Genomic DNA, 13,113 nt, shown 5'->3' with positions numbered 1-13,113 from the left:
ACTGACCCCGGTGAATGATCAAATGAGTACCTGGAGTACTCTCCATGGTCCAAAGTTTAAACACAAAAATAAGCAAGTCCTCCATGAATGGAAGACTTGCTTATTCGTGTTGTCTTGCTTTCTAAGCCAGATACACCTGTTCATGTTTCATGGTTTATCCTGCATCTTAACTTTTTTTAATCCGTAATCGGCGGATCTGTATGCAAGTCTTGATCGGGTGTCGTGGATCTCCACTTGGTAAAGGCTACCTCGAAGCCTGCACGCTTCGGTGAACACAAAAATGGACCTGCGTGTTTGTTCGTTGGATAGGCAAACCGTGCAACCCGAATCGTACGCCAAGGATGCTCATCTGTGCGAGCACGAATGACAACAGCCTCATTACTGTAGGAGGCTCTGATTGTTACGATTCGTCCACCCCACTCTGGCACAGGAGAGAGTGACCAATCCGAATACGTATCCGTCACGACGGCTCCAACATGTGCCACGCCATCATTGACCTCAACTCCGGCCTTGATCCATTGGTCTTCTCCATACCATAACATTAATCCCGCCTGATCATATAATTCGGTGAATGAGCTTAGATCAAACGATACCTCAATCGCTTCCGTTCCGTCCCATGGAGCAAGCATGGCATGTCCATCCCGATGACAGAACCCGTAGAATGTGTTCTCCCAGAAGTCACTGCCTTCCCGAGCTTCCACAATGAAACGATCCCCGTCCATCCGTGCAGCAACGGGTTCCTTAGTCCACTTGCCTTCATGAAGCCCAATAAAATCCGATGACATCGTTGTTTTCATCCTTCCTTCCGTCCCAAAGGGGAGTTCATCACCACTTCTAAATTAAAGAACCCAGGTCCGATGCAGCAGTAGGATATGCAAAATTCATGGTGTTTAACTGATCGATAGTCAGATTGAACTGAATCGCCATTGCAAAAAGGTTGATCAATTCTTCTGTTTTGCTCCCGAGCACATGCGCACCCAGAATACGTCCGGTTGATTTGTCGATCACCACTTTGGCCATGGCAAATTTTTCATGAGTTCGCTTGTAAGTATACCATTTCGACATATCATTTACCTGCACCTCGTAGCCCTCTTTCTTGGCTTGTTCCGTGCTCATACCTACAGCTCCAAGGGCAGGGACAGTAAACACAATGGAAGGCATCACTTTATAATTAGGTTGGTTTTGATTCCCCTCCAACAAATTGAACGATACAGCCCGGGATTCCTGACCTGCTAACGGGGTCAAGGGCAACCCTTTTGTATCGGTTACATCACCAGCAGCATACACTCGTGGATTGCTTTCGCTTTGCAAGTACTCGTTCACCGTAATACCCTTTTTGCTGTAGCTGACGTTGGCTTTCTCCAATTCCAGCCCATCCACATTAGGAATACGCCCAGCTCCATGAACGACAAGTCCACACTGCCACTGGTGATCTGCACCATTGCGTGTGCCATGAACGACATATGAGTTCCCCTCTTGCCGTATGGACTTCACCTCCGCGTTCAAGTGAACATGGATGCCGATCTCTTTTGATCTTTGCAACAAAGATTCTACCAGCTCCGCATCAAACGATTTCAGAGGCTGTTCACTCCGATGCAGGATGTGGACTTCCGTCCCGGCTCTGGCCGCAATATGCGCAAACTCAAATGCAATGTATCCACCGCCTACCAAAACTAATCGATCCGGCAGCTGTTCCAGATCCAGAAAGTCATCACTATATATAAGATGCTCTGAGCCCTCAATCTCAAGTGGCGCAGGTCTTGCACCAGTAGCAATCAGGATGTGTTTGCCATGGAGCACTTCTTCTCCCACTTGAATGTGGTCTTCATCGACAAATGAAGCTTTACCATGGAATGTGTCCATTCCTGCCTGTTTGAATTTATCCTCGCTTGCTCTAGGTATGCTCTCGGTAAAGGTACGTTTAAAGGCCATAAGTTCAGACCAGTTGATGGTCGCCTGTCCCTGAATTCCTTTCCCTTGCATCCGTTCATTCCAGTCAATCAGCTCCGCCGCTCCAGCCAGCACTTTCTTGGGATCACAGCCGCGCAGTGCACACGTTCCGCCGAACTCACGTTCATCAATTACAGCGATTTTCCAGCCAGCTTCAGCGCAACGGGTGATTACAGAGCTTGCCGCGCTTCCTGTTCCAATTGCAATCAAGTCATACGTTTCTTGTGTCATCATGGTTCCTCCTCTTCCTTTTGTTACATCTATTGTTGGGATACACAACGTTAAAGCAACCCAGCCTGTTTAAGGTACTCCCTAGCCACCTGCTCGGGATTCGCTCCATCCACGTTCACGTCATAGTTCATCTGACGCATCTCGTCATCCGTAATTTTGCCAGCAAGCTGATTCAGCACCTCAACCAGTTGTGGATATTGATCTGCCGTTTCTTGACGAAGCATCGGCGCGCCTTGATACGGTGGGAACAATTCCTGATCATCCTCCAGCACAACGAGTTCATATTGTCTCAACTCACTATCTGTGGAGTAGGCATCTACGAGATTGATATCGCCACGTTGAACAGCACCATAGCGAAGCTTCGGTTCCATTGTCGCAACGTTCGGAAATTCAATCCCATACTTCTTCTGAATGCCTAGGTAACCGTCTTCCCGATCCGAGAATTCCAGGGTGAATCCTGCCTTCATCTGCTGTTCCACTGGCTTGAGATCCGAAATAGTCTTGAGATTGTATTGATCTGCGATGCTCTTTGGAACGGCCAACGTATACGTATTGTTATAATCCATAGGTTTCAGCAGCACCATGTTGAACTGGCTCAGCATTCCGTCTCTTGCCTGTTCGTACACCTCAGTCCGATCGGTACTCACTGCCGTTTCCTTCATGAACTCGGAGATCGCTGTCCCGGTGAATTCGGGATAGATGTCAATATCACCTGAGTTGAGTGCATTGAAAAGGAATGGCGTTTTGCCTAATCCGGGTTTTAGTTCAACGGTCAGGTCTGTATCTTTTTCGATTAGCAATTTGTACATATTAATGAGAATTTCGGGTTCAGCTCCCAGTTTGCCAGCAATCACGAGATCCTTCTGCCCTCCACGTGCCAAGAAGGGAATTGTGATTACAAGTATCGCGATTATTGCCAGCGAACCAAGGGTGACCAGTGTTTTCTTGAAGGATAACCGCTGGAACTGACGCAATAGTACATCAAATAAAATAGCCAGCAATGCGGCCGGAATGGCTCCAAGGATGATCAGTGCCGTATCGTTCCGATCAATGCCCAGCAAGATTAATGCACCCAAACCTCCTGCGCCAATCAAAGCAGCAAGTGTCGCCGTTCCTACAATCAGGACCATCGCGGTCCGAATTCCGGCCATAATGACAGGCATCGCCAGTGGCAGTTCCACTTTGATTAGACGTTGCCAACTATTCATGCCCATCGCATTAGCTGCTTCCACCATGGAAGGATCAACTTCGGATATGCCTGTGTATGTATTGCGAAGTACGGGAAGCAACGCATACACCACCAATGCAATAATTGCAGGAAGTGTGCCTATACCGAATAACGGGATGAGCAATCCGAGAAGCGCCAAGGAAGGTATCGTCTGCAACACAGCCGTAACCCCGATAATGGGTTCAGCCACTCTTGGTTTGCGTGTCAGGTATATACCTAGCGGAATAGCGATGAGGACAGCAAAGAACAATGCGATAAATGAGATCTGAATATGTTCCAGCAGAGCAGACAACAACTGACCTTTCCGCTCACTGAACACCTCCGTGAATCTACTCATGTCCTTCACCTCGTTCCTGTAACTGACCAGACCAGTATTTCATCAGATCAACTCGACTGATCTCGCCAATAATCTGGCGGTTACGTTCAACCAGCAGATGGTCATGGGTAGCCATGATATCAACTAACTCCGTTAACGTAATGGATACAGGAACGGCGGTTTTGGCTGATTTTGGCACATGACCCGGTGAGAGTGGTGACATGATGGATTCGAGATCAAAATCAGATTGTGAAATCGTATCGGCGTTAGGACTTCCAACAAATTCACGTACGAAATCATTAGCTGGCTGTTGGATAAGTTCTTCCGGGGTACCCACCTGCAAAACCTGTCCATCCTTCATGATGCAGATGCGATCCCCCAGCTTCATCGCTTCCTGAATATCATGGGTGACAAACACAATTGTTTTTTTCATCTGACGTTGGATATCCAGAATATCGTCCTGCAATTTCTCCCGACTCATTGGATCGAGTGCACTGAACGGTTCATCCATCAAAACTATCTCGGGATCGGCAGCGAGTGCACGCAACACACCAATTCTCTGCTGTTGTCCTCCAGATAACTCGGACGGTTTACGCTCACTGTACGTATCTCCGTGCAAACCCACCATGTCCAGTAACGTATGTACACGCTTCTTGATTTGATCTGACTTCCATCTTCGCAGTTCAGGAACAACCGCAATATTTTCGGCAATTGTCATATGCGGGAATAGTGCAATCTGTTGCAGTACATATCCGATATTCCAGCGCAATTCGTGAATGTTGTATTCATCGATTGGGCGTTCATTAATGCGCACTGTTCCATCTGTTCGCTCAATCAGGCGATTGATCATTTTGAGCATGGTGGTTTTGCCACATCCACTCGGACCAATCATGACAAACAGTTCTCCCTTGTTAATGTTGAGGTTAACCTGACGTAAAGCCGTTGTTCCATCAGGATATTGTTTCGATACATTTTCGAACTGAATCATTCGCTCTCTTCGCCCCTTTATAGGGCGTGTTTCAGACACGCCCTAACATTCATCTTCATCTATTTCCCCAAAAGTGTGTTCGTATAATCACTGCTCCGGATAATGATGTTGCTTCAATCATTTTCACTACAGCTATCTGTTCACTAAAAAATAATGCGTTGATCTATGTCGATAGTGGTATAATATTGGTAGTCATTGAGAGTATGTATTATCCTTTCACCACTTTTTTCATTTATAAAGGAGTGTACCTATATGTATATTCAAATTACAGATTTGGCTGCAAAACGATTGACGGAAAGTCTGAATGACCAACCCGGATATTTCAAAGTGATCTATGACTTGGAAGGTTGCGGATGTAACGGAGTTATCGCTATTATCATTGTTGATGAACTTGCGGCTCTCGACGCGCAGATTGAAACCAATCTAGTTCCGTTCTATGTTGATCCGAAGCAGCAGCTGAACCTAGAACAACATATGAAGCTGGATACGGAAGAAAATTATCCTTCTTTCAAATTAAGCAGTGATTCCGGTGTGCTCAGCGGCAATGTTCGTGTTCGTGACACGCGTGCCGTAACTGTGGGAAGCTCCGGTGGATCTGACGCCTGCATGTTGTAATACAGTCTCCAGCTTACTTGAAGTAATCTAGCATTATCTTTCTTCACATCAAAAGCCGTTGCATCTAATGCAACGGCTTTTTTAACGTTCTTTTCCTTATATGCCTCTATCAGAGTTGCAAAAAAGACTCTATAAAAGATGAACTAAACATTTACACGAAACGGAGAGGACAGAAAGAACCTGAAGAAACGAAGTGTTCGCCTAAAAGCTTTCTGAAAGAAAGCTGCTTCGTAAGCATACGCTATCCCAAGATTTTCCCCTTATTAAGGGGAAAATCTTGGGATAACAGCGCTAGGAAGGTTGTTCTGTCATCGAAGTGTCCAGTGTAAAAATCTTTGGTTCAACTAATATAGCAAACTTTGTTTACAACTCGGAAACAATTGGAGAACCTATGGATATAATCCTCTAGTATACTCGGTATATAGATTCATATAATCCGAGGAGGAACACACATCATGAAATCTTTTACTCGTAAATCCATCATATCTACAATTCTCGTAGGCTCTGTTGTAGCAGGTTCTGCTTTTACTACGTTTCCTATCACTTCAAGCCTGAATCCCATCGCGTCTGCGGCAAGCTCCAGCTTCACTCAATTTCTGCATGATAATGCACCTGGTCGTACGATCAAAACGATTAAAAATGTGGCAACCGTGACCAATGTGTCCAGTACAGTTGTACTTGTCAATAAAAAGAGAAATCTGCCTTCAACTTATGCACCTCAAGATTTGGTTGTACCTAATATTCCTTTTAGCTTCTCAGGCTCCAGTCCGAAGAAACAAATGCGTAAAGTGGCTGCAACCGCGATTGAAAAATTATTTGCGGCTGCCAAAAAAGACGGCATCGATATCAAAGCGGTGTCTGGCTATCGCTCTTATGCGACCCAGAAATCGATCTTTGACCGTAATGCCAGTATCAAAGGTGAAGCTGTTGCCAATAAAACAAGTGCTCGGCCAGGACAAAGCGAACATCAGACTGGTCTAGCCATGGATATCTCCAGCGCTTCGGCTGGTTATGATCTTCAGCAAAGCTTCGGCAACACCAAAGAAGGCAAATGGCTGAAAGCCAATGCCCACAAGTACGGATTCATCATCCGTTATGGCAAAGATCAGGAGAAATTGACCGGTTACTCCTATGAGCCATGGCATGTACGATATGTCGGAGTATATATTGCTGGTGAGATTACCAACCAGAAACTTACGCTGGAGCAGTATTTGGAACGTGCCAAATAAGGCAGGTTTGAACCCAAGTTTAGTCAGTTATCCGATCAGATAAAAGAAGCGTGACTATAGATAACATGACTGAAGGAGAAGATGGGGCCGCAACTGGCCCTCTTCTGCTTCAATCTTTCATTTACACCCCTCATCATGTCCCAACGATTTTTCTAAAGACCAGTGGTAGTCTCTTCAGACCTTCTGTTCCAGCCCAAGAGCCTACGCCAGCAAGTATTGCATTATGGCACAAATAAAGTGCGACATTGTACACGATAGGGCCTAGAATAATCTCCACAACTACAAAACGTTTTAACGTCGAAGATTGGATCACATATACCCGAAATTCATGAGGGTCATGTCCTCCCATATACCTTGCGATCAATGCTTTCATGAATCACCTCTAGTGTTTTATTTTAGCGTATGGCAGACAATCCTTGTCTTATTCAAAAATAATACTTACATAAAGTAACTAAGTGTGTTATAGTCAGTTTATAAATTATACATAAGCGAGGGAAACCACCATGAGTGAGTTGGAGAATCTAGTCAAAAACCGTAGATCGGCCGTTATTTTTGAAGAAGGAATTGAAATTTCAGATTCGGAACTACAAGAGATGTTTGCCCTGAACAAATTTGCACCATCTGCCTTTAACCTGCAACACACGCACTATCTTGTGATTAAAGATGAGGAACAGAAAGAGAAAGTCTATGAAGCTTCCCAGCAATATAAAGTAAAAACAGCTTCTGCGGTCATCGTGGTTTTGGGCGATGTTAACGCACATCATCATATCCGCACCATTAACGAAGGCTTGCTGAACCTGGGCGCTTTTACTCCGTTCCAATACGAGCAGGAATCCCAAAGTGTCACTGAATTTTACGAATCTCGGGGCAGATTCTTCCAACGTGAGGATGCGATTCGCAATGCCAGCCTGTCTGCCATGCAATTGATGCTGATCGCTCAGGATCGCGGTTGGGACACTTGTCCAATGATTGGCTTTGACTCCGAAGAACTGCAAAAGAGTTTGGAAATCCCTAACCATTATGTACCGGTTATGCTGATCACCATCGGCAAAAAGTCGGAAGCCAAACAGCGCCCGCGCGGTTACCGTAAACCAATTAACGAATATGTTAGCTTCAACAAAATGCACGCTGAGTAACATATAATATAACAAATTAACACAGCAAAAAAGCCACGATCTCGTGGCTTTAGTACGTTTCATAGATCAACATATCCAACATTTGAAATTCATCGTCAAACTCGGCATATATGTACAGTCGACCAGCTGGTGTATCCCCCGCATCATAACCCAATCGAAGGTATTGATCTCCCTGAAATTCTGCATCAGCCAAAATCAATGCATTGATATCCTCGTCCGGATGAGCCTCGGCAATGGTTTTAAGCGCCTGTTCACCAAGCATGTCCCACCGTTTCCACGTCTCTTTCATATATGGGGACAATATTTCCATCTCTGTCTTGGTTGAAACCTGTGCAGTGACTACCAGTTCTTTATCCTGAATAAGTAAGCTCATCTGATAGTTGGACATCGAGACGTCATACTGAAACACCCCCATACCCGGAACTTCATGATTGGATTCAAATATTAGATTGTCTGCATACTGCAATCTTTCCAGCTTGGGATTAAGGCTATAATCTAACTCGGCCAACTTGTTCTCTGAACAGTACAGCTCTTTCAGTTGCACGTTATGGCGAATATCCAGCTTGCTAATATGGTTGTTAAAACACCGGACACTCTCCAAAACCAAATTCGAACGAAGATCCAACTGTTTAATATGGTTGTGGTTACAACGAAGTTCAAGCAAGTTGGGACAACCAGTTACATCAAGTTCCAACATGTAATTGTTGGCGCAATCAAGTCGCCGCAGTTGGTTATTGTGTTCAAGTTCAAGTGAGAAAAGAGCGTTATAACTGCAACTAAGTTCCTCCAACTGCTCAAGGGGCTCCGAAGCCAGCTCAGATAACATATTCCAATGACACTCCACCGTTACAAGTTTGGGATTATGAGAAAGATCCAATTTGCGAAGTCGATTAAAACTGCAATCCAGCACTTGCAAATCCGAATTAGAACTGAGGTCCAGTGTAAGAAGTTGATTCTCTCTGCAACGTAATGTCCTCAGCTTGTGGTTCTGAGCTAGATCCAAACTTCTCAATTGATTATAGGTACAATCCAACTCTTGAAGATCCCTGAAATACTCGATTCCGTCAAGACTGCTAATATTGTGATTGGAAAGTTGCAATGTCTCAACCTCACAAACGTCACTCTCCTGAATGAAATCCCGCTGATTACAAAAACGATCCAACACAACTTGCCTGAAATGTTCATCCGTGAAGGCATAAGTAATATCCATGTCTAACACCTCCCCCTCTCGTTTTGCTCAATTGGAACAGTCTTCCAACATATTATCCCTATTCTATGAGTTTCGTCGCCGAGATTCAACAATAACCTAAGCAAATTCTTTTATACCATGTTAGCATCCAACTTGTAAGAGAAACCATATTGAGAGGAAGAATTCCATGCAAATGTATATCGAAAACCTCCCGTCATATCGTCTTGCCTATGTTCGACAAGTGGGTCCTTACGGTCCAGCCAATGCTCAAGCGATGAATACGCTGAAACAATGGGCAGACAAAAATCAACTGGTTAATGAAGCAGCAATTCTACTCGGTATTCCCCAGGATGACCCGGCGAGCACACCTCCTCAGAACTGCAGATATGATGCCTGTATTGTTATCACTGAATCTGAACGTCTGAAAGATGATTCTATTGAGTTTGGCGAGCTATCAGGCGGAGATTATCTCATCTGTATAGTAAAGCACACGGCAGAAGCTATTCAGCAAGCATGGAATATGATCATCCCTCATTTACAAACAAGTGGTTATCAGATGGACAACAAGCCGGTTATAGAACGATATCGTTGGGAACTGCTCCATCAGCATTGGTGCGAAATCTGTGTGCCTGTAAGACGTGTGTAATCCACGTTACGAGGAAACGAAAAAAGTGACTTCAGGTTGAAGTCACTTTCTTGTTCAATACTATTACTTTTACTATTTAAGTTAAACTAATCATTTACACGATAACGGAGAGGACAGAAAAAACCTGAAAAAGCGAAGCGGTCGCCTTTATCCCCGGATTTTTCCCTTGAGAGAAGGGAATCAAAAAAATCTGGGGATAACAGCGATTGGAAGGTTATTCTGTCATCGTAGTGCCAGTGTAAATAATCTTTAGTTCAACTTATATAACTAGATTAGAAATTAAAATGCCCAGTTGCCTTTACGGAATACCGGCTCGATTGTGCCGTCCTGTAACTCACCATCGATATCCAGCTCTGCGGAACCGATCATGAAATCGACGTGTGTCAAACTCACATTGCACTCATGCTTCAGCAACTCTTCGTTCGACATCGTTGTGCCATCTTTCATGTTGAATGGATACGCACTTCCCACAGCCAAGTGGCAAGATGCATTTTCATCAATACCTGTATTATAGAAAATGCGATTCAGGTTGGAGATCGGAGAGTCATGTGGTACGAGTGCGACCTCACCCAGATAACGTGCTCCTTCATCGGTGGCAAACAGGTTCTTCAAATGCTCTTCACCGGATGCTGCCGTAAACGCTACAACCTGTCCATCCTTGAATGTGATTCTCATCTGGTCTACCAGTTGCCCGTTCAGGTTCAAAGGCATGGTGCTGCTAACATATCCATTCACTCCGCTGCGCTTAGGCATGGTGAATACTTCTTCAGTCGGCATATTGGCGACCGTGTATACACCTTGTTTATTTTCGCTACCACCGCCACCCCAGATGTGGTTGTGGACCAATTCAATTTTCAAGTCTGTACCTGGCGCACGGTAATGCAGGCTCTTATAGTTCTTTTTGTTCAGGAGATCACTCATGGTATTCAGGGTATCCAGATGTTCTCTCCAATTTTGTACAGCGTCTCCGCCATCGACACGGTTCATTTTGAAGATGGTTTCCCACATCACGTTGATTCGGTCTTCTTCCGGGATGTCGGCAAACACTTTGTTCGCCCAAGCCTTGGTCGGTGCCTTGATCAGACACCAGCTAATTTCATGATTACGTGTGTATTTTGAGTACCCTTTACGTGCCTGAGCAGCCGCTTTGGTTGCCCGGGACACGCTGTCGGAGTCAATTCCGTTATACAGTTCAGGATCTGGAACTTTGATCGTCAGGGTAGCGCCGCCTGCTTCTGCAAACTTCTCCATCATATCCGCCTTCCAGGCTGGATAGTAGTCAAAGCTGTCATTGGAGCCATGTTCAAAACGACTGCGGGTAATGTTGTCGTCATCAAAGTCCACTTGTACATAGTTTGCACCAGCCGCATAGGCTTTTTGCACAATCAGACGTGTGAATTCAAGCGTTTCGATGGGTGCAGTGACGAGCAGATCCTGTCCTTTTTGAATATTCACGCCAACTTTGACAACCAGTTCTGCGTATTGTTCCAATGACTTTTCAAAGGTTTGTTCAAATTGACTCATGGTTGTGTTCACTCCTGTTTCAAATTTTAAGATGACTCGGAATCTGCTGAGTGGCCGTTACAGCGAAGGATCGTTCTTTAGATCGTCGTTGTCTCTAAATTTTCTTCATCGTATTTTCAAAGGTTAAAATTAGGAGACAAATACGAACGCTATCGCTTCTTCAGAATCGATTCCTTCTCTTTCACTACTTATGCTATTATTTTTCAATCATTCGTTACCTAATCTCATTTAACCATTACGTTTTTCTTGTTCGCGCAACTCGATCCGGCGGATTTTGCCTGAGTTTGTCTTCGGCAGATCCGTAACAAATTCGATCTTACGTGGATATTTATAAGGTGCTGTGATTTCCTTGACGTGGTGCTGCAATTCACGCATCAGTTCTGGTGAAGCCAGTGAATCATCTCGCAGTACGACAAATGCTTTCACCACATTCCCACGGATCTCATCCGGACTTGCAACCACCGCGCATTCCTTCACACTGGCATGTTTCATGAGTGCTTCTTCCACCTCGAATGGTCCAATCGTGTAGCCCGAACTGATGATGATGTCATCACTGCGTCCTTCAAACCAGAAGTATCCTTCTTCGTCTTTGCGTGCACGGTCCCCTGTTACAAAATAATCGCCACGCTGACTCGCTTCCTTCCGTCCCTCATCCTGATAATAAGACCGGAACAAAGCTGGCATCTCTTTGTGTACCGCGATATCTCCGACTTCACCCGCAGGAACAGGCTGTCCGTCTTCGTTAATGATTTCAATCAACCCAGGTGTAATCGACTGACCCATGGAGCCAATGCGTACCGGAGCGTCTTTGAGACTGCCGATTAACAATGTGCTCTCGGTCTGTCCATATCCGTCTCGAATGGTCAAATCGAAATGACGTTGGAAGATTTCAATGACTTCCTGATTGAGCGGTTCACCCGCTGACACGGCACTGCGCAGATGGGACAGGTCATAATGTCCAAGATCATCGGCTTTGGCCATCAACCGATATTCCGTTGGTGTACAGCAAAGGACATTAATCTGATGTTCCTGCATCAGTTCCAGGTAACGCTTGGGCTGGAATGATCCGTTGTAGACCAGTCCAGTCGCGCCTCTTCCGAGTACCGACAGGAACGGGCTCCAGATCCATTTTTGCCAGCCAGGTGCAGCCGTTGCCCATACGGTATCTGAAGGTTGAATATCCAGCCATAATGAAGAAGCGATCCGCAGGTGGGCATATCCCCAACCGTGGCTATGTACAACTCCTTTGGGATTACCTGTTGTGCCCGAAGTATAAGCAAGAATAGCTGTATCATCACGGTGTGTTTCCACCGCAGCCATCTCATCGGGTTGATTCTGCATTAACTCATGCACATTGACCCAACCTTCGGCAGGTACGCCAACTTCACCATTCGGTGATGCTACGATGCGATGTGCCAGTGATGGAAGATCCGCGTCCATCTTTTCCACTTCCGAGGTCGTCTCGGACCATACAATAACAGCCCGCGCCTCAGAGTGACGCAGACGATACTCCAGATCTTTTGCCCGTAACATCTCGGAGGAAGGAATAACGGCAATCCCCAATTTCAGACAAGCAATATAAATGACGTAGGCAATAATACGGCGTGGTACCATGACCAACACCCGGTCACCTTTCTCCAGTCCAAGTTCACGCAAGCCACCAGCAAGACGATTCGCCTGCTTGAACAAATCACCATACGTGATCTCTTCCAATTCTCGTTGATCGCTGAGCCATCTAAGTGCAATCCGGTCTGATGGATGATTCTCCATCTCGGATGTCAGGTTATAGCTTTCAGGCGAAATCCACTGTTCAAAGTTCAAATGGAGCCTCTCCTTCGTAGTTCAAATGTATAGCTTCTATATATTATACCCTAAATCCTAGGACCAGGTGCTATGAACTAGGTTCATTCTGAAAAAATAAACATAGGTCAATTAATGAACTATTATAATAGATCTTATCCTATAAAGAAAATGACATATACAAAATGGCGCCTTCCTGATTGATCAGATAGGCGCCATTTCATTCTTCATTTATATTACATTAGTTTTACCTAACTATAA

The 13,113-nt window shown here is 45.1% G+C and carries 11 protein-coding genes; 4 read left to right on the top strand and 7 right to left on the bottom strand.

Annotated features, from left to right (window positions below; all coding sequences use genetic code 11):
• Positions 1–176 precede the first annotated feature (176 nt).
• Genes V6669_RS13520 through V6669_RS13505 form a run of 4 tightly spaced genes read right to left on the bottom strand, consistent with a single transcriptional unit; the run spans position 177 to position 4,713 of the window.
• Positions 177–797 carry a DUF1349 domain-containing protein gene (locus V6669_RS13520; protein ID WP_338594324.1) on the bottom strand — a complete coding sequence of 207 codons (621 nt, stop codon included), beginning with the start codon at positions 795–797 and terminating at the stop codon, positions 177–179.
• 37 nt (positions 798–834) lie between these two features.
• The gene (locus V6669_RS13515) at positions 835–2,181 is read right to left on the bottom strand and encodes an NAD(P)/FAD-dependent oxidoreductase (protein ID WP_338594936.1); all 1,347 of its coding nucleotides are present in this window, start codon (positions 2,179–2,181) and stop codon (positions 835–837) included.
• 50 nt (positions 2,182–2,231) lie between these two features.
• Positions 2,232–3,746: an osmoprotectant update ABC transporter permease/substrate-binding subunit OpuFB gene (gene opuFB / locus V6669_RS13510; RefSeq protein ID WP_338594322.1), complete on the bottom strand. Its 1,515-nt coding sequence runs from the start codon at positions 3,744–3,746 to the stop codon at positions 2,232–2,234.
• Positions 3,739–4,713 carry an ABC transporter ATP-binding protein gene (locus tag V6669_RS13505; RefSeq protein WP_338594320.1) on the bottom strand — a complete coding sequence of 325 codons (975 nt, stop codon included), beginning with the start codon at positions 4,711–4,713 and terminating at the stop codon, positions 3,739–3,741. The genes opuFB and V6669_RS13505 overlap by 8 nt, the downstream gene beginning before the upstream one ends.
• Positions 4,714–4,965: 252 nt before the next feature.
• On the opposite strand from V6669_RS13505, the gene V6669_RS13500 reads away from it, so the two are divergent.
• The 3 genes from V6669_RS13500 (at position 4,966) to V6669_RS13490 (ending at position 7,693) form a co-directional block, all read left to right on the top strand.
• The gene (locus tag V6669_RS13500; RefSeq protein ID WP_338594318.1) at positions 4,966–5,328 is read left to right on the top strand and encodes an iron-sulfur cluster biosynthesis family protein; all 363 of its coding nucleotides are present in this window, start codon (positions 4,966–4,968) and stop codon (positions 5,326–5,328) included.
• Positions 5,329–5,783: 455 nt separating this feature from the next.
• Positions 5,784–6,557 (top strand): M15 family metallopeptidase, encoded by a 774-nt coding sequence (locus V6669_RS13495; RefSeq protein WP_338594317.1) that lies wholly within the window; start codon positions 5,784–5,786, stop codon positions 6,555–6,557.
• Positions 6,558–7,060: 503 nt separating this feature from the next.
• The gene (locus V6669_RS13490) at positions 7,061–7,693 is read left to right on the top strand and encodes a nitroreductase family protein (RefSeq protein ID WP_338594315.1); all 633 of its coding nucleotides are present in this window, start codon (positions 7,061–7,063) and stop codon (positions 7,691–7,693) included.
• A gap of 49 nt (positions 7,694–7,742) precedes the next feature.
• Here V6669_RS13490 and V6669_RS13485 read toward each other — a convergent pair whose 3' ends face one another.
• Positions 7,743–8,903, bottom strand: a complete 1,161-nt coding sequence (locus V6669_RS13485) for a leucine-rich repeat domain-containing protein (protein WP_338594314.1) — start codon at positions 8,901–8,903, stop codon at positions 7,743–7,745.
• Positions 8,904–9,069: 166 nt separating this feature from the next.
• Here V6669_RS13485 and V6669_RS13480 point away from each other — a divergent pair, with 166 nt between their 5' ends.
• On the top strand, positions 9,070–9,528 hold the full coding sequence (locus V6669_RS13480; protein WP_338594313.1) for a GyrI-like domain-containing protein: 459 nt from the start codon (positions 9,070–9,072) through the stop codon (positions 9,526–9,528).
• A gap of 279 nt (positions 9,529–9,807) precedes the next feature.
• Here the strand turns inward: V6669_RS13480 and V6669_RS13475 are convergent, their stop codons facing one another.
• Positions 9,808–11,052: an aminopeptidase gene (locus tag V6669_RS13475; RefSeq protein WP_145147292.1), complete on the bottom strand. Its 1,245-nt coding sequence runs from the start codon at positions 11,050–11,052 to the stop codon at positions 9,808–9,810.
• 228 nt (positions 11,053–11,280) lie between these two features.
• Positions 11,281–12,822, bottom strand: a complete 1,542-nt coding sequence (locus tag V6669_RS13470; protein WP_338594935.1) for an acyl--CoA ligase — start codon at positions 12,820–12,822, stop codon at positions 11,281–11,283.
• Between the last annotated feature and the right edge of the window lie 291 nt (positions 12,823–13,113).

The sequence above is a fragment of the Paenibacillus sp. Y5S-9 genome, from assembly GCF_036894235.1.
GTDB lineage: Bacteria > Bacillota > Bacilli > Paenibacillales > Paenibacillaceae > Paenibacillus.
Note: the sequence above shows the minus strand (reverse complement) of the source record. Positions and strands in the feature narration are given on the sequence as shown.